Raw genomic sequence first — 17843 nt, 5'->3', positions numbered from 1 at the left:
TGAAGGCGGGAGATTTATGAAAAAAAAGATAGGCTGTTTGCATGCACACTATACAAATATAGAATACATAGAAGCCGCATTCTCGAAATTCGATATTGAATGGCTTCATTTTGTTGATCCGGGATTGATGTATCGGGTGTCATCTGATGCAACTTTTAACAATTCGGATGCTCAAAAAAGGGTAAAAGAACAGGTCGAATGGATTGCCGAATGTAAAGTGGATGCCATTCTGATAACCTGTACAAACTACATCGCCATTTTAAACGAAGAACAACTATCCTTACCCATGCCTATCATTAAAATCGATGAACCATATTTTGAGCAAATTTGCCAATTGCAGCAACCGCAAATGATTTTATTCACGAACCCAGCAACTGTTGAAGGAACAGTCAAACGTTTAAATGCCCATGCTGAAAAATATGGGGCTGTGGATTATGAAGTTATCATTATCGACAATGCCTTTGAATTGATTATGCAGGGATTGGGAGAAAAATATAACCAGGAAATCATGAACTTCCTATACCAGTTTAATAACGAAAAAAGACCGCTGTCGGTGGCTCAACTATCAATGGTCGAAGCAGCTATGAGATATGAGCTTGAGACAGGAAAGACAGTTTTAAATCCATTGCATGCATTAGTGGATTACATGATGGATCAACTGGAACTAAGGTCATTGAGTGTTGAATAAAGGATTTCTGGTGTCGCACATGAACGTAAATTCAAAAATATGTGTTTGTATATAATAGGAAAGAAAAATTCCCTGCATGATCAGGTTAAATCCCGATGCAGGGATTTTTTTTATTATTCCTTTGTGCGGATTTGTTCACGGATGTTTTCAAGTTCTTCAAGGGATAGATCAGTCAGGGAATTTTTTATTTCTTCTTCGACCCGTTTTCGATCAAGCTCCCTATATTCGCTCCACCAATCCCGAAGCCCTTCGGTGTTTTCAAGAAGATACTCTATATCAATTTCTTCTTGCTCATCATCTGATAAATATCGCATGACCGCACCTAGTAACCGATTGAGTTTGGCTGTTTCGCTTTCCTTATCAGGTGAAGCGGGGGTATCTTTCACTTCTAAATCATCTTTAGCAGGAACATTCCGAGGTGTCATAATATCCTCCTGTTTTTAATACTAGTGTGCCTAAAAAGGGAGGTTTTCAATATATGTTTTTGATATTTTAAAAATTTCATCTTTTAAAATAATTTATTGGCATTTAAAATTTCAACATATACCTCGTTAGAATATATCTATTATCTCATCATCCTTTAATAGATTTAACAAAGTAATGGGTAGGTAAGGGGGGAGGATAATAAAAGGAATAGCTTATTGCTATTCCTTACATCAAGCGACTAATTTTCTGCATTCTTCTGCGCATCTCAAGCATGCCTCAGCACATTTTTGACAATGTTCATGATCGTGTTTTTTACATTCGTTTCCACAGCTTTCACAAATCTTGGCACACACTTCAGCCAACTCTGAAATAAACGGTGTTCCTCTTGCTATCGCCTGTTCTAAATAAGAGCAAATATCCGCACATTCCCGATCCAAGCGAATGCATTCCGCCATCATGTTTACATGATCTTCTTTTAAACATGCGTCATAGCAATGATTACACGCGGTCATACAATCATTTAAAGTTTGGATAACAGATGAATAATTCTCATGTGTCATGAACAAATCTCCTCCTAAATATGGTCTCTCCCTTACTATTAACCTTTAAACTTCTTTTAGGACAAAGGTAAAAGGTTCTTTAAAACTGACCGGACAAGTAATGGACTTTAGGGAATGAATGGAAGGGACAGTGCATAAATTGAAATGAAGGGAGTGGATATATGAAAATGTTCATTAAATTAAGTGTGGCCAGTGTCTCCGGAGCCGTCGTGTATTTGATATATAATGTCAACCAGACGCTGCGTAAAGGAATGGGGACGCTTGAAGAAACAAATAAGACACTGGAAGAGGTAAGGAATGCAGTACATGGATTGACGCAAGAGTCTAAACAATTGATCCACTCTGCCAATCAAATTACAGCGGATGTAAAGGGGAAGATGGAAAATGTCGATCCATTGCTAGAATCCGCTCAAGATGTTGGGGAAATGATTCATAATGTAACCAATTCCATGAAGGAAGCCAGTTTGGAAGGCCGCCACAAGGAATTATCCGCTCCGACAGCTCCTTTGACTCGAACTGAAGCTGAGGGGGTTCAAATCAAAATCAAGTAGTACCATTAACATTAAAAACAGGCACCCCGGGATCCACTAACATATTTGAAGCAATAGTTTCTATTATTTAATTTAGAGGGGGGAGCTTTATCTTGATTATTGAATATAGTGTGGCTGCGATCGCCTTAGCCTTCATTTGGTTGGTCGTATTTTTAATCAGTACCCTTCAAAAGGGAATGGTCACGATAGGGGAAGCCAATCAAACCTTGGCTGAAGTGAGAAATGCCATCCACGATCTATCGGGCGAATCGAAACAACTATTGCAAGCTGCAAATGAAATCACCGACGATGTAAAAACTAAAATGAAAACGGTTGAACCATTATTGGATTCTGCACAGGATGTTGGTGAAGCGATACATTCAGTTACAGACTCTGTTAAAAAAGCCACTAACGGCTTCCGTACAGATTTTCCCCCTAAAAAAATCAATGCTATCAAACCCAAAAGCCAATTTAGATAAAAAGAAAATATAAAAAAAATGAAAGACACTACCGGGAATTGGAGTGTCTTTTTTGATGATATGTATAATAGGCGTGATATGGATATCGCCCGTGGTTTAAATATATAAGACCCATTTCTCTCATACAGATCACTTAACACCCTGTATGAGAATATGGAACAAACTTAATTTTGTATGGGTTTTAGGACAAGCACTTATTTATCTGTCTTGTCACTTGAAGCATGACCGGATGCTTTTGAGTCATTGGAATGTTTGACGCCTTTACTTACATATGGTTTGGCGCTTTTTTTCTTATTGGCACTTGTTTTCCAACGATTCCAGCCCTTCTTGCCCGTTCCTGTGCCGGTACCTTTACCCGTTCCGCTCTTAGCCTTAGCTTTACTCATGAAATCACTCCATTACTATTGTATGGTTAGTTTAAACCATTTTACTTGATTATTACCCAAGTATGTTGAAATATACAGTAACGAAGGTGATATGTACAGGGAAAGGCTCAATTTTTTTAATCTAAATCTTTATATAGCAATAACAGCAAGCGATTTTGCTTTAGTTTTTGCCTCACTTTATCGATATCGATCTTGATTTCGTCAGTAAGATGCTTATGCCGATTTTTTTGCAAATGGTCAAGTAGTGCATGAAAGTTAATAATACAGCACCTGTATTCATTCCTAGAATGATTCCTCCCATATTAAGAGAAGCCTGAGACCCTAGGATATACATCATTAAAAAGGCAACAATATGGGACCATACGGTATGGATGAAAGCATCCTTCACTAAACCAAGGCCGATGAGATAGGCTTGCATGGGAATGACAAAAAAATGAAAAAGGAAATAAGGACATAATAATTTTAAATAGTATGCAGCAGATGTTGAAGAAAAAAAGAGGGAGGTCAAAGGTTCCGCAAAGAAATATATGAAGATTACAGCCGGAACTCCATACAGTACGGTGAAAGACATCGACTTTTGCAATAAAACCCTCAATTTTTCTTTATCCTGCCTCTTGTAAGCATTCGAAACATTCGGAATGAGCATGATCATTAAGGAATGTGCGATAAAGGCTGGGAAGAAGCCGATCGTCATCGCTACTCCAGTGAGCATCCCAAAATGCTCTGTAGCCACTACCGCACCGAATCCTGCCGAGAGAAGGGCAGTGTGGATCAAAAAAGGTTGGATCGCATTTGTTATCGCATGAAAGATCCTTAGCCCCATGGTGGGCAGCGAAACCGCCAATAACTTTTGCCGGGCATGTTTACCGGTTGTCCGTGAGTTTGTACCGCGCCTCATGATTCGCATTTGAAGAATCAAAAGGTTGATCAAGTATAGAAAAACGAGGAACTCACTGCCAATCAAAACAAAAAAGGCCATCAACAATGACTTTTCCTGGTTAAAATGAAATAAGTTAAAGATGAGGAAAAGCAAGCCGAATTGAATGATATCCTTCAAAAAGTTGGAAAAGGCAATCTTCCCCATTTGCTGGACTCCCATGAAATAGCCTCTTGCAATCGACGAAAAGGCAACTATTGGGATCAATGTGATGAGCAGCCATTTAATATAGGGATGGTATTTGTCCATTATGGATGAGAAGGAAAGTATGAAAGGCATGACTACACACATTACCAATACGACGACTGCAGCCATTTTAAGTGCATGAATGATAAGATTATAATGCATTGCCTGTTTATTTTCCGCAACGAATTTTGAAATGGAAATATGTAATTCAAGGCTGGCGATCACATATATCAAAAAGAAAATTGGCAATATGGACATATAAAGCCCCATGCCCTCTTCGTGTAATTCCCTGGCTAGGAGCATGTTCACTAAAAATTCGATACATTCACCAAAAAACGCTGCGACAATCAAAATGAGCGTTCCTTTATAAAAAGACTTCATGTTGGTCCACTCCTAACAAGGTGTTTGTATAAAGATATGAGACATGCCATGGAATATTCATGAGGAACTGCATATCCCGGCGAAACAAAATGCGGTTATGCCTGGGGCAATCCTTATTAATCGCTGTTGAAAGATAAAAAATTAAATCAGGGTAAAGGTGGGAAATTGAATGAAATCGATTGGTTACATTCATTTCTAATGGGGAAATCCTTACACATACAATCTTCATCAAAAGGCTTCATACGGGTGATATTCCAAACAAGGGCAAGTTTTTATGCATTTTCCTTTTCAAAAGTATCAGATGAATCATGAATATAAGAATGGGACATGAATTTCGCTTTGAAATTCATGCTTTATTTTGCTATCCTTTAGCAGAGGGGATGATCAATATGAAATTCACATCTATTAGTCAATCAAATATAGATGAATTGTGCATTGCGTTTGAAAGTTGTCTTACGAAACATGACATTACATTTAAATATGTAGATATGAAGGAAGATAACGGAATCATATCGTTTATTTTTTGTGATGACCCGGAAAATGCGAGATCGGTCGACATGGAAAGTGAACGCTTCATTGGATTGGATACCGATTACATAGCCAAGGAAATTTTAGAGCCAATACTGCCTAGATTAAAGGAATTTGCACAATATAAAATCATCGATTAAGATGATTTTTTTGTTTTGATATTTGTTTTTATTGTCTGAATGGATCTGAAAATTTAACTTCCTATTATATGCGTAATATTACAGGGTATAGTTTGAGGAACTAAAAAGTTGGAAGGGAAAAGGAAGAATCCTTACAGCGGTTTACCATTTGCTAGCTATTGCAGGAAATGGTGATTAAATAAAAGAAATACCCTGGGTGTGAAAACATCCAGGGTATTTCTTCTTTGAAAATCAATCTTAATGGATTGTAAAGATCGCTTTTCACCACTTACTCTACTCCGCGGAATTCTGGATCAAATGACCATTTTTTTACCGGCATTTAATTCAACTTCCTGCTTGGGAGTTTCTATTTTCTTGATTTTCTTCACTCTAAAGTGATAAACCGCATAACATCCAAGGAAGAATGCTCCCCCGCAATAAAGGGCCATTCGCTGCTCAGGAACAAATGCTAAACTGATCATGACGATGCAGTTTGTTATTAATGCAAGTATGGGGATGAATGGGTATAGCGGAACTTTAAATTTCAGATCTTCTATCTTTCCGCCTTGGCGGGTATAGGATCTTCTAAAAGCAAGAAGACTAGCCGATATGGCAATCCAGCCAATTTGTGCACCTAACCCTGCAAGGGAGAGAAGAAAGACAAATATTGTGTCTGCAGCTACTACACTTGAAAGTAAAGACAAACCGGCAATCGCCAGGGTGATGAGCAGGGCATTGAGCGGAATCCCTCTCTTATTCACCAAACCGAGCTTCGGACTGGCCATACCTTCCCTTGAAAGCGAGTAGAGCATACGTGTCGCAGCATAAAGACCGGAGTTCGCCACTGACAATAGTGCTGTAAGAATGATGAAGTTCATGATGTCAGCTGCATACGGAACTCCGATACTATCAAGTACAACAACGAATGGACTTTCTGAGATACCGGCTTTTTCCCTTGGGATCATCGCCGAAAGTACAGTGACAGAAAGAATAAAGAAGAAAAGGGTTCTCCAAACGGTTTGTTTGATGGATTTTGGTATCACCTTTTCCGGGTTTTCACTTTCTCCAGCTGCTATCCCGATTAATTCAGTGCCCTGGAAGGAAAAGTTCACTGTAATCATTGTGATTAGCAGGGCCGATATCCCATTGGGGAAAAGACCCTCAGCGAAAAAGTTGGAGAAAAATGGAGCTTCTTGTCCACCTTTCATATCAATCATACCAAACATAGCAGCACCGCCAACGATGATGAAAAGAATGATGGCCAATACTTTTATGCTAGAAAAAACAAACTCCGATTCTCCAAATGCCTTTGCTGATAAGGCGTTTAGTGAAAAGATGAGAAAAGCAAAGATTGCACACCACATCCATACGGGTGATTCAGGAAACCATCTTTGCATTAGCTGTCCTGCTGCCAAAAACTCCAAGGCAACTGTAACGGCCCAACCTAACCAGTATAGCCATCCAATGGCAAACCCGGTTCCAGGACCGATGAACTTAGTCGCATATGTCTGAAACGAACCGGAAACAGGCATGGCAACGGATAGTTCACCTAGGCAAAGCATCGTTAAATACATGATGAAGCCGCCGACTATGTAAGAGAGGATAGCACCGAATGCTCCTGCTTCATGAATGGTATAGCCTGAACCGATGAAAAAGCCCGTACCAATACATCCCCCTATTGAAATCATAAATAAATGTCTTGCTTTCATGCTCCGTTTTAATTCATTTGGTTGATTTTCTGCTGTTTTCATTGAAAAACTCCTTTACCTGATGGGTGCAAACGGTTTCATTTATGTTGGGACGTTATTAAGGAATTTGTGTTTTCACAAGTCTAATAGCTTTGATTCTGATTCTTAGATGATGTCGAATTCCTTCCGAAAAGAGATTACTTCTGCATTTAAGAAGCATGAGTCAATGAACATAGGTGCCTATGCAGAATTAATTTCGAAAGCGCCGCTTAATAAAGAAAGAGAAGCCAAGCGTCAGGAAACTAGGGATGTAAATTGATTCATGTCGATCATCCGCCAATGGGAAGAAGCACATAAAAGAAGTATGGGCTTTTCCCTATGGAGCATCACTTTAACGAACTCTCTATATTTCTATCAAAAGAATAGAGTCCGATTATTTAACATGAGCCAATAAATCAGGAGTGATATGATCTTCCGCTCCATATAGTAATTTTTCCCCAAGCAATGAGCCCATTAATGCAACAGCAACTTCAGCCGTTTTATTATGCTCGTCCAATATTGGGTTTATCTCAACAAACTCTGCTGATGTAATGATATTAGCTTCAGCTAGCATTTCCATGGCAAGATGGCTTTCGCGGTAACTAATACCTCCCATTACAGGCGTTCCGACCCCTGGTGCATCATCTGGATCAAGACCATCAAGATCAAGAGATAAATGGACAAGGTCCGTACGTTCTTTCAGGTAGGCAATCGATTCTTCCATCACTTTTGTCATACCCATTCTATCAATCTCATGCATAGTATAGACTCTAATTCCTTTTTCCCTGATTAACTCTTTTTCACCTTGGTCTAAAGAACGGGCACCAATGATGACAATATTCTCTGGTTTGACTTTTGGAGAGTATCCGCCAATATTAGTCAGTGCAGGGTGGCCAAGGCCCAAACTTACTGCTAGGGACATACCATGTATGTTTCCAGATGGGGATGTTTCGGCAGTATTTAAATCTCCATGTGCATCATACCATATTACCCCTAAGTTTTCAGAATGCTTCGCTAAACCGGCTAATGTCCCGATAGCGATGCTGTGATCTCCCCCTAAAACTAAAGGAAAACGATTTGCTTGGATGACTTCATTCACTTTTTGACTCAATTTTTCATTACCTTCTGCTACATCCTGCAGATTCTTTAAATTTGTGTCGCTATCACTTTGTGCCCTTTCCTGTATTTCTACTTTAATATCACCTTCATCACGAACAGTATAGCCAATGTTTTCAAGTCTTTCACTTAACCCTGCATATCTAATGGCACTAGGCCCCATATCTACTCCTCTTCTAGTTTGACCAAGATCCATTGGCACACCAATAATTGAAATTTCCTTCTTCATGTGTAATTCCTCCTTCGATTTTTCTTCCCTAGTATAAGGGTAAAAGGAGTGATGACTCAACTCGACATTTTTTTGAATATTTATACGATTGAGAAAAGGGTGAAAGTCTTGGGTTAAAATTCCTATTACTGATTATTTATGAACATAATATATTACCTTATGGGGTATTGAGTACAATGGATGAATCCTTGTAAAAACTGCAATTGTTGAGATTTTTATCCCAGGAATGGAAGTGATAGCGCTACCAACCAGTATCCTTCGCTAAGGATGATTCAGAAGGTATTGATTATATTTTACTAGATACATTTATTCAGGAAATGGGGCAGTTTCACCTATAATGCATGGAAGGATTTTTCATTTTTATATGGAATATATAAAAAAAAACTAAAAAAAACTAAAAAAATTTTAGTTGCATTTAGAATATCATGACTTTTTTTCATCTAACACACTGAGTACTTTGTATTTAGACGCAGTTACTAGGAGGTATTCAAGTTGAATTGCAATGATAGACAGAGTGGAAAAATGGAACCGAACCAAAAGAATGAGAGCCTTAAGTATATATCGAACCGCTGGTCAAGCCAAATTAATAATTTTTTGGTTCTTTGCATATATGAGCAAAACAATCAATATCATGATTTCAATAATAAATTCAAAACACACAAATTAAAAAATTCGAAGGGGTTTCTAACCTTTAAAGATGGATTGAACAATAAAAGTTTTGTTATTTGGGAACAAGCATATAAAGAGAATGAAGAGCTATTTTCCAAGCTGAGGTTAACGGCGAGAAACGAAACATTGTCACATATTTCCCAACATGTCGTATTCTATCTATTAAGTGAATATGAAAGGGTTTCTACAAAAAATCATGCTGTTTTAAAAGATAAACAATTAATGGAAGATTCAATTTACCAAATCTAATGTGGAATCTGAACGGAATGGCTTAACGATGGGGGAAGCAAAGAAGACAGCAATGTTTTGGATTTTCGTGCTCGGAATCGTTTGTTTTGCATTAGTCGCTGGCGGGGTGCAAATGCATATCCCGGCATACTTGATCGATATAGGGCATCCAGCCATCTTTGCTGGCACCATTTTTGGATCTTTGGCAAATACGGTTGGGAAATTGATTTTAGGAGCTGTTTTGGATAAGTACGGTACGGCAGGCGGCGCCATTTATGTAGGCGCTTGCATGACGATTGCTATGGCAGCGCTATTATTAGCTAAGACACAGGCATTCGCATTCTTATTCGCCATCGCCTTTGGCTTTAGCATTGTGATATCCACTCTAGGGCCTCCCTTCATGACAAATGATATCTTTGGAAAAAAGGACTTCGGCTCCATCTTTGGCATAGTGCAAGTTTTTTTGTGGCGGCAGGCTCATTGGGTGTGATCGTTTCGGGTGTAATCTATGATTTGACAGAAAGCTATCGTGCAGCCTGGATCTTCTTCCTTTGTTTATTCATCTTCAGCATGGTTTGTGTACTAGCGGCAAATAGCATGAAAAAAAAGACGATCAGAAGAATTAAAAATATTTCCGACCAAAAAATTGGATAGTTTGCCAGAGATAAAAGTCAAATGGAAGGGTGTATTTTCCGTAAACAAAAAAGGTAAAGAGCAGCAGGCTAGATTGCTGCTCTTTACCTTACCGTTAAAATTTTTCACTCCATTCCTCATCTTCAAGTGGCACACCATTGGTACTGATATATTCTACAATCATATTTCCATGTTTAAGAACTCTATCTTTTTTTAGGGCATTGATAACTGCGGTAAAGCGGTCTTCATCTGCGTCCTGTTTCTTACGTGAAAGTGTAATCCGTATGGTTGGGGAAACATCGTACTCTTTATAGCTGGCCGGTTTATTCGGATCAATCTTCAATTCTTTCCCGACACCCTCATCAAACACCAAGAGTAATTGATTATAATCGCCTATTTCTTCTTGAATCTCCTCCCAATCTTCATTCTCTGTAATATCTCCCAGTTCCTTGGATATCAACACGTCACCCAGTTCTTTTTCAACATAAGGCCTGATTTCTTTTTCTGCATCATCTTGCCATTTATCAGATAGGAATGTATCCTCCATTTCCCCTGTTTCATCATTAAAGAAAACGAGAAATTGAGTCCCATATTTTTCATGTTTCACTTTAGCTGAGTATTCAAAATAGCCCCAGTTTCCCATATTATCGTATAAGACATCATATATTTCGGTTTCTTCATCAAAAGTTTTCTCTAAATATCGTTCAGCTGGATCCCGGACTTTCTTTTCTTCATCAGGATCTGCTTTCATACTCTGTGTAAATGAAAACATAAGGATCATCACACCTGCCAAGATGATTAAAAAAACACCTAGCATAGTCAGTAAAACCTTTTTAGTTTTGCTCAAGGAACACCCTCCTGTTATCTCTGCTACTTCTCAATAATTCCCATATTAATCTAACATTTTAAACGCTTATTTTACTATGCGAAATCTAAATTACCTGACCTCCAAAATATCGGGGTACTTTGTTACAATAAATAAATGGTTAGTACCTAAAGGGAGAGATCAACTTGGAAACCTATCAAAGAAAAATGAATCATAATCGGGATGAATACAGAAAGTTGCGGTGGAAACAGCATCGTCTACAAGTTAAAGGGTTATTCGAAGCTGTTTTTTCGAAAAAAGCGTTCGTTGATAAAGTGGCTATCATTGGTGCAGGCAATTGCGATGATTTGGATTTAGAGTATCTGGCAACTAAATGCAACTCCATATATTTATTTGATATTGATATGGAAAGTATGGAAAAGGGTACGGCGAATTTGCCTGAACGGACTCGGAAGAAAATTCAACTTGTTGCAATCGATGTAACAGGCCTCGATAAAGTGGATTTTGATCACCACCTATCTTCCATGCTGAATCGTGGTGAAACGGCAAAGGGAATTATTCAATATCTAAAGGATACCGAGAATCGGTTAGGTCAGCTTTCTGAAAGGGTTTTTGCTAATTATTATAATGATTTTGATATCGTGGCAACTTCCGCCATTTATACCCAACTATTTTATAATTGGGCCAAGGAACTGCTTTCTGATCATGCAAACCACTATCAGAATGGAGACGCAGAAGAGCTGAAAAATGGAATTTTAGATCTAAGGGATGAAATCGTTCGTACAATGAATCACTCTATATCTAAATGTGCCAAGCAAAATGGATTCAGTATTACATGGTCTGATATCTTAAAAATCGAACCTGAGTATATGGATACCATTAATGAAGGGCTGAATGCCATCTTTGCATTGGCCTCGAACGTGGGATATGGGGCAGCATTGATAGGGGTAAAAACGTTTATTGAAAAAGTGGATAAAAGCGAACTAAGCCTTCGATATTGGACATGGGATTTTAATGCAAACAAACAGTATTTGACCATTGGCATTATCGGGAGATTGAATGGGTTGTAAATTGAAAAATGGAGGGATAGATAAGCATATCAGCAGCTATCTATCCTTTTTTTTGAATGGTTATAGTCCCCTTATCCTTTAGGCGTGATAAAAAGGGGGCTGGGCCAGCAAACCATTGGAAATAAGACATAATTATATAAAAGGTATAAAAAAACGATGAAATTTTTGACTATTTGTCTAATGATTTCACTAACTGGTGTGGATATAATGAATCTGTCAAAAACAGAAAATTCCGATAAGTGAGAGTGGAAGGCAGTAAATGATGTGAACTGGAATGAGTATGACCAATAAGGAAGGGGTGTGTTGTTTGAAAGCAGATATTGTATTCATAAACGGCGAGGTCATAACCGTAAATCAAAAAAATGAAGTAGCAGAAGCCCTCGCTATTAAAGGTAATCGTATCTCGGCAGTCGGAACGAATCAGGAAATCAAGGTATTTATAGGTGATGAAACAAATGTGATTGATTTGCAGGGAAAGTCATTACTACCTGGATTTATAGATTCTCATATTCATCTAATATTGTACGGTGTCAATCAATTGGCAGTAAGTTGTAAAGCTGAACATATCAAATCTGTAGAAGATTTGTTAATCGATCTGAAGGAGAAAGCTTTGACTATCCCTAAAGGTGAATGGATTCGTGCCTGGGGCTTCAATGAGACTGCTGTGAAAGAAAAACGTTATCCTACAATAGCGGAATTGGATGCTATTTCAACAGACCATCCCATTATCGTAACCCGTACATGCAGCCATATTAGTGTGGTGAATAGCAGGGCCTTAGAGATTGCCGGAATAGACGAGAACTCAGAGAATCCAACTGGAGGGATCATTGAAAAGGATAGGGAGGGGAGAATTACAGGCAAACTCATTGAAACGGCAAATATGATAATGGCCGACAGGGCAAGTTACTCTGAGAGTGAACTGTTGAAAGCAGTGAAAATAGCATCTGAGCATTTCATCGCAGCAGGCATAACAAGCATTCATGAAGCAGGTGCTCATGGTCCTGAAAGTTTCCGTTTAATGCAGCAGGCCATAAAAAATAAGGATATTCGTGTCCGTATCTATGCGATGGTCGGTTCATTGAATAATTCTCATGAATTTGTAAATAAAATGGTGGATTCAGGAGTCATAACCGGAACTGGGGACGAAAGATTCAAAATCGGACCAGCCAAATTGTTTACGGATGGCAGCAGTACCGGTCCGACGATTGCTACCCGTGAGCCCTATTCGAGTGATCCAGGTTATTCTGGAATTCTTTATTATAAAGAAGAGGAAATCTATCAAGTATTAGGTCAGGCACATAAAAAAGGCTATCAGATTACAGTCCATGCCCAAGGGGACAAAGCGATAGAGATGTATTTAAATTGCGTGGAAAAGGCTTTGAATGAATCACCAAGAAAAGATCATAGACATAGGATCGAGCATGCCGGAATATCTTCTCCAGATTTACAAATGAGGATGAAAGAACTTGGAATCATCCCAATCCCCAACCCCCCATTTCCTTATGAATTCGGTGATATATATATTGAACATTACGGCAGTAGGGTCAACCACATGTACGCCGCCCGTGATTTTATTGATAATGGGATCTTGGCCGCAGGCGGTTCCGATGCTCCCGTTACTGATCACGACCCTTTATTAGGCATACACGTTGCTGTTAATAGAACAAGCAGGTCAGGTACGAAAATAGGTACGGTTCAATCTATTAGCGTTTTGGAAGCCATTAAACTATACACATGGAATGGCGCGTTTGCGAGTTTCGATGAAGATGTCAAAGGCAGCCTGGAGGCAGGTAAGCTGGCCGATCTAGTAGTATTGAATGATAGTATATTGAAAGTGGATTCACAAAATATCAAGGATTTGAAAGTTGAATCAACGATTCTGAATGGGGAGATTCTTTATCATAGGGAAACATTGGTAGAAATATAATCTAGCGTAACTACTCTAAAACAACAAGACCTTCACTTTCATTTTTTTGGCTTAAGCGAACGTAAGTGGGAATTAGCAAGTTATTAAAAAAAGGGGGATATTCGCTATGAGAAAGCAAAAATTATTAATTAATGGTGAGAGGCTGAGTCGTACGCTAGAGAAATTTGCTGATTTTGGACGAACAGAAAACAACGGAGTCACACGGCTATCCCTTTCTGAAGAAGATCGATTAGTCCGTGATTATTTTTGCGCTTGTTGTCAAGAATTGGGTATGACCATTAAGGTTGATGATATGGGGAATATTTACGCTACTTTGGCGGGACTTGAAAACAAACCGCCTATTGTAATGGGATCACATATGGATACCGTAAAAAAGGGCGGACGGTTTGATGGTATCTTGGGTGTAGCAGCAGGCTTGGAAGTCGTGCGGACTCTGGTGGAAAATAATATCCAACCTAAAATTCCGGTAATGATCGTCAATTTTACGAACGAAGAGGGAGCCAGGTTCGAACCTTCCATGATGTCTTCTGGAGTTCTTTCAGGGAAATTCGAAAAATCCATCATGCTGCAAAAGACTGATAGCGAAGGAACGACTTTCGAAAGTGCTTTGAATGCCATTGGATATGCAGGGGATAAAGAGTCTCGTTTAAAAGAAGCGACTGCATTTCTAGAGTTGCATATTGAACAAGGGCCCATCCTTGAACGTGAATCACTAACGATCGGTGTCGTAGAATGTGTCCTTGGTATGGTGTGCTATGAGATAGAAGTTACAGGCGAATCCGATCATGCAGGAACCACTCCGATGAATATGAGAAAAGATGCTTTCTTCACTGCGAATAGCTTGATTATGGAGGCTCGTCAAAAGCTAGGCATGCTTGATGACGATTTGGTTTTTACGATGGGAAGGGTAAATGTGTTTCCTAATATCCATACGGTGATCCCCAATAAAGTGGTTTTTTCGCTAGAAGCGAGACATAAGGATTCCAAAGTCATCGAAAAGGTGGAGAAAGTCATTGAAAGCCTTAAAACTACAGGTACGGAAAGCGGCTGCGACATCCAAGTGAAAAAATTGTGGGACAGGGATACTGTTTGGTTCGACAAATCCATTTGCAATTTGCTAGAGAGATCGAGCAATTCATTAGGCCTACCTTATAAAAGAATGGTAAGCGGTGCAGGACATGATGCACAGTTTATAGCTAGTTATATACCTACTGCCATGGTTTTCGTCCCAAGCATCAACGGTAAAAGCCATTGTGAAGAGGAACTTACTACTTGGGAAGATTGTGAAAAAGGCGTCAATGTAATATTGGAAACGGTCCTTGCCATCCAGTCATCTTAAGACGTTTGGTTGAATGCAGCTAATGACATTAACAAAAGGATGCTATCAAACCATCAGTTCAGTTTGAAAGTCGGCTTGACTGATGGTGATGCATCCATGTTAGGAACCTAATTTGGGGAGGGTATAATTTTGGATGCTATTAAGCTATTGCTTTTTGTTCCATTTATAGGGTTTTTAGTTTTTTTGCCCTATGCAAATAAAATAGAACCGTACATATTGGGGATGCCTTTTTTGTTATTTTGGGTTGCATTTTGGATGGTGATGGCATCGATTATCTTAATGATTGTCTATAAGTTCGATCCTGATAATAAAGGGAGTGATTCTGAATGAATATCTCATTACTCATCATTTCCATCTTCTTGGTTCTAGCACTTTATTTAGGGATAAAAGCAAGAAATGGGAAGGATATGGACATGGAGCAATTTGCCGTAGGGGGCAGGGGCTTCGGTACATTCTTCATATTTCTGCTGATAGCAGGTGAAATTTATACGACGTTTACATTTCTGGGCGGAAGTGGGTGGGCTTATTCGAAAGGTGCCGCTGCTTATTATGTTCCCGCCTATATATTCTTAGCCTACGTCCTATCATATTGGCTCGTTCCTAAAATATGGAGATATTCAAAACGTCATTCCATTATCTCTCAGCCAGAGTATTTTGCGTCTAAATATAAAAGCAGGTCAATGGGAATGATCGTTGCTGTATTGGGAAGCTTAGCCCTCGTGCCGTACATAGTCATACAGCTCAAAGGATTAGGTATCATTGTTTCCGAAGCATCTTACGGAGCAATTTCACCAGTTGCTGCAAGTGTCATCGGTGCTGTAGTTGTAACTACCTATGTAATGATTTCAGGCATTCATGGTTCAGCATGGACAGCCATACTGAAAGATTTCATGATTTTGGTGGTCGTTATCTTTTTAGGGATTTACATTCCATTTCATTATTTCGGAGGCATACAGCCAATGTTCGAGACCGTGCAGGCTGCTAAACCGGAAATGTTGGTTTTGGCAGATCAGGGATTGAGTCAGTCCTGGTTTGTGTCCACCGTTTTGCTCAATGCATTAGGATTTTATTTGCTGCCACAAACATTCATGGTCGTTTTATCGTCCAATGGAGAAAGGACCCTTCGCAAAAATGCGATTGCTTTACCGTTATACACATTGTTATTGCTTTTCGTTTTTTTCATTGGATTTACAGCCATCATGGAAATCCCGGGTTTGCAAGGAGCTGATGGGGATCTCTCACTTTTAAGGCTGGCGATCCAAACATTCGATCCATGGGTGATAGGGGTTATCGGAGCTGCAGGTTTATTGACGGCGCTTGTACCGGCTTCAGTCATGCTAATGGCTGCATCGGTAGGTCTGACAAATAGCTTTTATAAAGTTCTGGTTCCTGCTGCAACTGAAGCACATCAATTGATTGTCTCAAGGATCATTATTATTGGTATCTCAATCATTGCCTTAATTGTAACGGTAACGGGCGGCGAGGCTTTGGCCATCTTGAATATCATGTCATACAGTTTAATTACACAACTGGCACCTTCCTTGTTTTGCAGTTTGCCAAAAACCAATATAATCAATAAGTATGGTGCAATGGCAGGAATATTGGCAGGCGTCATGATTGTTTTATATGCGACAATTGCAGATGTGAAGGTTGCTACATTCCTGCCGGATACCCCACATATAATTAATGATATCAGTACAGGCGTCATAGCCTTGTTGATTAATATATTAGTAACATTCATTGTAAGTGCACTGACTAAACATATCTCTATGCAACAGACCGAAATAAATGATCTGGATAAGATATCCTGATTTCTTTTAAACAAGACTAATGGAAGTTCTGACTCGAAGAACGGATAAAGCACTGATTTGGGAGGGCTTTTGTGAAAATTAAAATAACGGCTTGTCAATTTCGTGTAGAAAAAGTGTCAACTTTCAATGAATTTCAGGAACAAGTAGAAGACTTGATCACCCAAGTTCCTGAAGACTCGGATTATATCATTTTTCCTGAACTGTTAACCATCGGTTTATCAGCGGCCTTTGGAGAACAGGATGCTTTGTCCGTTACCAGGATTGATGAATATACCAATCAATACAAAGATCTTTTCAAGTCACTTTCAAGAAAAAGAAAGCAGGTCATCATTGCCGGCACGCATCTGGAACGACGCGGAAAGGAATACTTCAATATTGCATACATTTTTGATAAAGACGGATCAGTCGTTGAGCATAAAAAAACTCATATCTTTCCTGCTGAAGCGAATTGGCATACTTCTGAAGGGAGTGATCTTGAAGTTTATTCAATAGGTCCGGTTAAGATAGGAATAGCGGTATGTTATGAAGCGGAGATACCAGAAATTTCAAGGATATTATCAGTGAATGGGGCCGACATCATTTTTTGTCCATCATACACATTTACAGAGGCTGGTTTTTGGCGAGTTCGCCATTGCGCTCATGCGCGTGCAATCGAGAATCAGGTATATTTTGTTCATTGCCCCACTGTTGGTGAACCAGGGTCACCCCTGCCGAACGGGTATGGCCGTGCCAGTATTCTTAGCCCCTGTGACAGCGCTTGGCCAGCAAATGGAATAATAGCCGAGGCGATAATGAATGAACATACGATCATAACCGGTACAGTCGATATGGACGAGCTTTATGAGAATCGAAAAAGTGGTGCAGCAACCACTTTCAAGGATCGAAATCGCCGAAAAGAGTTGTATGCGAAATATAAGCCGTATGAAGGGCTGAAATGATCTGTTGGGATGAACGGCCGAATAAAGTGCGGGGTAAGTCAAAAAATGCCCCCTGAACCCTGTTTTATTAACAATGCCTAGTATCTTTCGTGATTTTTCCCGTTAGATGA

General features: G+C 39.3%; 20 protein-coding genes. 13 read left to right on the top strand and 7 right to left on the bottom strand.

Going from position 1 to position 17843, the window contains the following annotated elements:
* Window positions 1–16: 16 nt before the first annotated feature.
* A complete protein-coding gene (locus tag ACIQZD_RS11725; RefSeq protein WP_402902372.1) occupies window positions 17–688 on the top strand; it encodes a hypothetical protein in 672 nt (223 codons plus the stop codon).
* Between the two features lie 113 nt (window positions 689–801).
* Here ACIQZD_RS11725 and ACIQZD_RS11720 read toward each other — a convergent pair whose 3' ends face one another.
* Together ACIQZD_RS11720 and ACIQZD_RS11715 are read right to left on the bottom strand one after the other, a co-directional pair.
* On the bottom strand, window positions 802–1113 hold the full coding sequence (locus ACIQZD_RS11720) for a hypothetical protein (protein ID WP_137023222.1): 312 nt from the start codon (window positions 1111–1113) through the stop codon (window positions 802–804).
* A 231-nt stretch (window positions 1114–1344) separates the two neighbouring features.
* On the bottom strand, window positions 1345–1674 hold the full coding sequence (locus ACIQZD_RS11715) for a four-helix bundle copper-binding protein (protein WP_402902368.1): 330 nt from the start codon (window positions 1672–1674) through the stop codon (window positions 1345–1347).
* 161 nt (window positions 1675–1835) lie between these two features.
* On the opposite strand from ACIQZD_RS11715, the gene ACIQZD_RS11710 reads away from it, so the two are divergent.
* Both ACIQZD_RS11710 and ACIQZD_RS11705 read left to right on the top strand, forming a co-directional pair.
* Window positions 1836–2225, top strand: a complete 390-nt coding sequence (locus ACIQZD_RS11710; protein WP_101222076.1) for a DUF948 domain-containing protein — start codon at window positions 1836–1838, stop codon at window positions 2223–2225.
* A 92-nt stretch (window positions 2226–2317) separates the two neighbouring features.
* Window positions 2318–2683 (top strand): DUF948 domain-containing protein, encoded by a 366-nt coding sequence (locus ACIQZD_RS11705; RefSeq protein ID WP_402902365.1) that lies wholly within the window; start codon window positions 2318–2320, stop codon window positions 2681–2683.
* A gap of 194 nt (window positions 2684–2877) precedes the next feature.
* Here the strand turns inward: ACIQZD_RS11705 and ACIQZD_RS11700 are convergent, their stop codons facing one another.
* Together ACIQZD_RS11700 and ACIQZD_RS11695 are read right to left on the bottom strand one after the other, a co-directional pair.
* A complete protein-coding gene (locus ACIQZD_RS11700; protein WP_402902362.1) occupies window positions 2878–3069 on the bottom strand; it encodes a DUF3934 family protein in 192 nt (63 codons plus the stop codon).
* A gap of 172 nt (window positions 3070–3241) precedes the next feature.
* Window positions 3242–4573, bottom strand: a complete 1332-nt coding sequence (locus ACIQZD_RS11695; RefSeq protein WP_053534965.1) for an oligosaccharide flippase family protein — start codon at window positions 4571–4573, stop codon at window positions 3242–3244.
* Between the two features lie 389 nt (window positions 4574–4962).
* Between ACIQZD_RS11695 and ACIQZD_RS11690 the strand changes: the two genes are divergently transcribed.
* Window positions 4963–5241 (top strand): hypothetical protein, encoded by a 279-nt coding sequence (locus ACIQZD_RS11690; RefSeq protein ID WP_402902360.1) that lies wholly within the window; start codon window positions 4963–4965, stop codon window positions 5239–5241.
* A gap of 293 nt (window positions 5242–5534) precedes the next feature.
* Here ACIQZD_RS11690 and ACIQZD_RS11685 read toward each other — a convergent pair whose 3' ends face one another.
* Both ACIQZD_RS11685 and rocF read right to left on the bottom strand, forming a co-directional pair.
* Complete coding sequence (locus ACIQZD_RS11685; protein ID WP_402902357.1) at window positions 5535–6971, bottom strand: amino acid permease; 1437 nt, start codon at window positions 6969–6971, stop codon at window positions 5535–5537.
* 370 nt (window positions 6972–7341) lie between these two features.
* Window positions 7342–8292 carry an arginase gene (gene rocF, locus ACIQZD_RS11680; RefSeq protein ID WP_402902353.1) on the bottom strand — a complete coding sequence of 317 codons (951 nt, stop codon included), beginning with the start codon at window positions 8290–8292 and terminating at the stop codon, window positions 7342–7344.
* 492 nt (window positions 8293–8784) lie between these two features.
* On the opposite strand from rocF, the gene ACIQZD_RS11675 reads away from it, so the two are divergent.
* Genes ACIQZD_RS11675 through ACIQZD_RS11665 form a run of 3 tightly spaced genes read left to right on the top strand, consistent with a single transcriptional unit; the run spans window position 8785 to window position 9843 of the window.
* On the top strand, window positions 8785–9210 hold the full coding sequence (locus ACIQZD_RS11675; protein ID WP_402902349.1) for a hypothetical protein: 426 nt from the start codon (window positions 8785–8787) through the stop codon (window positions 9208–9210).
* 28 nt (window positions 9211–9238) lie between these two features.
* Window positions 9239–9679, top strand: coding sequence for an MFS transporter (locus ACIQZD_RS11670; protein WP_402902345.1), 441 nt, complete (start codon window positions 9239–9241; stop codon window positions 9677–9679).
* Window positions 9670–9843: a hypothetical protein gene (locus ACIQZD_RS11665; RefSeq protein ID WP_402902342.1), complete on the top strand. Its 174-nt coding sequence runs from the start codon at window positions 9670–9672 to the stop codon at window positions 9841–9843. Before ACIQZD_RS11670 ends, ACIQZD_RS11665 begins: the two co-directional genes overlap by 10 nt.
* Before the next feature lie 94 nt (window positions 9844–9937).
* On the opposite strand, the gene ACIQZD_RS11660 is transcribed toward ACIQZD_RS11665, so the two are convergent.
* Complete coding sequence (locus ACIQZD_RS11660) at window positions 9938–10669, bottom strand: hypothetical protein (RefSeq protein ID WP_402902339.1); 732 nt, start codon at window positions 10667–10669, stop codon at window positions 9938–9940.
* 164 nt (window positions 10670–10833) lie between these two features.
* On the opposite strand from ACIQZD_RS11660, the gene ACIQZD_RS11655 reads away from it, so the two are divergent.
* The 6 genes from ACIQZD_RS11655 to ACIQZD_RS11630 all read left to right on the top strand — a co-directional run bounded on the left by ACIQZD_RS11655 (window position 10834) and on the right by ACIQZD_RS11630 (window position 17733).
* A complete protein-coding gene (locus ACIQZD_RS11655) occupies window positions 10834–11718 on the top strand; it encodes a hypothetical protein (protein WP_402902336.1) in 885 nt (294 codons plus the stop codon).
* 307 nt (window positions 11719–12025) lie between these two features.
* The gene (locus ACIQZD_RS11650; RefSeq protein WP_402902333.1) at window positions 12026–13645 is read left to right on the top strand and encodes an amidohydrolase; all 1620 of its coding nucleotides are present in this window, start codon (window positions 12026–12028) and stop codon (window positions 13643–13645) included.
* 106 nt (window positions 13646–13751) lie between these two features.
* Window positions 13752–14984 carry a Zn-dependent hydrolase gene (locus ACIQZD_RS11645; RefSeq protein WP_402902330.1) on the top strand — a complete coding sequence of 411 codons (1233 nt, stop codon included), beginning with the start codon at window positions 13752–13754 and terminating at the stop codon, window positions 14982–14984.
* Between the two features lie 129 nt (window positions 14985–15113).
* Window positions 15114–15314 (top strand): DUF3311 domain-containing protein, encoded by a 201-nt coding sequence (locus ACIQZD_RS11640; RefSeq protein WP_137016757.1) that lies wholly within the window; start codon window positions 15114–15116, stop codon window positions 15312–15314.
* On the top strand, window positions 15311–16795 hold the full coding sequence (locus ACIQZD_RS11635) for a sodium:solute symporter family protein (RefSeq protein ID WP_402902327.1): 1485 nt from the start codon (window positions 15311–15313) through the stop codon (window positions 16793–16795). The genes ACIQZD_RS11640 and ACIQZD_RS11635 overlap by 4 nt, the downstream gene beginning before the upstream one ends.
* A 71-nt stretch (window positions 16796–16866) precedes the next feature.
* Complete coding sequence (locus ACIQZD_RS11630; protein ID WP_402902324.1) at window positions 16867–17733, top strand: carbon-nitrogen hydrolase family protein; 867 nt, start codon at window positions 16867–16869, stop codon at window positions 17731–17733.
* The last annotated feature ends 110 nt before the right edge of the window (window positions 17734–17843 follow it).

The organism is Peribacillus sp. NPDC096447 (genome assembly GCF_044762725.1).
In the GTDB taxonomy this organism is placed as follows: domain Bacteria; phylum Bacillota; class Bacilli; order Bacillales; family DSM-1321; genus Peribacillus.
The sequence above is the reverse complement of the archived record's forward strand: the minus strand, read 5'-3'. Positions and strand labels throughout refer to the sequence as shown.

Coding starts and splice junctions, on each gene's coding strand:
- ACIQZD_RS11725 (WP_402902372.1), top strand. CDS start 17: ATGAAAAAAAAGATAGGCTGTTTGCATGCACACTATACAAATATAGAA.
- ACIQZD_RS11720 (WP_137023222.1), bottom strand. CDS start 1,113: ATGACACCTCGGAATGTTCCTGCTAAAGATGATTTAGAAGTGAAAGAT.
- ACIQZD_RS11715 (WP_402902368.1), bottom strand. CDS start 1,674: ATGACACATGAGAATTATTCATCTGTTATCCAAACTTTAAATGATTGT.
- ACIQZD_RS11710 (WP_101222076.1), top strand. CDS start 1,836: ATGAAAATGTTCATTAAATTAAGTGTGGCCAGTGTCTCCGGAGCCGTC.
- ACIQZD_RS11700 (WP_402902362.1), bottom strand. CDS start 3,069: ATGAGTAAAGCTAAGGCTAAGAGCGGAACGGGTAAAGGTACCGGCACA.
- ACIQZD_RS11695 (WP_053534965.1), bottom strand. CDS start 4,573: ATGAAGTCTTTTTATAAAGGAACGCTCATTTTGATTGTCGCAGCGTTT.
- ACIQZD_RS11690 (WP_402902360.1), top strand. CDS start 4,963: ATGAAATTCACATCTATTAGTCAATCAAATATAGATGAATTGTGCATT.
- ACIQZD_RS11685 (WP_402902357.1), bottom strand. CDS start 6,971: ATGAAAACAGCAGAAAATCAACCAAATGAATTAAAACGGAGCATGAAA.
- rocF (WP_402902353.1), bottom strand. CDS start 8,292: ATGAAGAAGGAAATTTCAATTATTGGTGTGCCAATGGATCTTGGTCAA.
- ACIQZD_RS11670 (WP_402902345.1), top strand. CDS start 9,239: ATGGGGGAAGCAAAGAAGACAGCAATGTTTTGGATTTTCGTGCTCGGA.
- ACIQZD_RS11645 (WP_402902330.1), top strand. CDS start 13,752: ATGAGAAAGCAAAAATTATTAATTAATGGTGAGAGGCTGAGTCGTACG.
- ACIQZD_RS11635 (WP_402902327.1), top strand. CDS start 15,311: ATGAATATCTCATTACTCATCATTTCCATCTTCTTGGTTCTAGCACTT.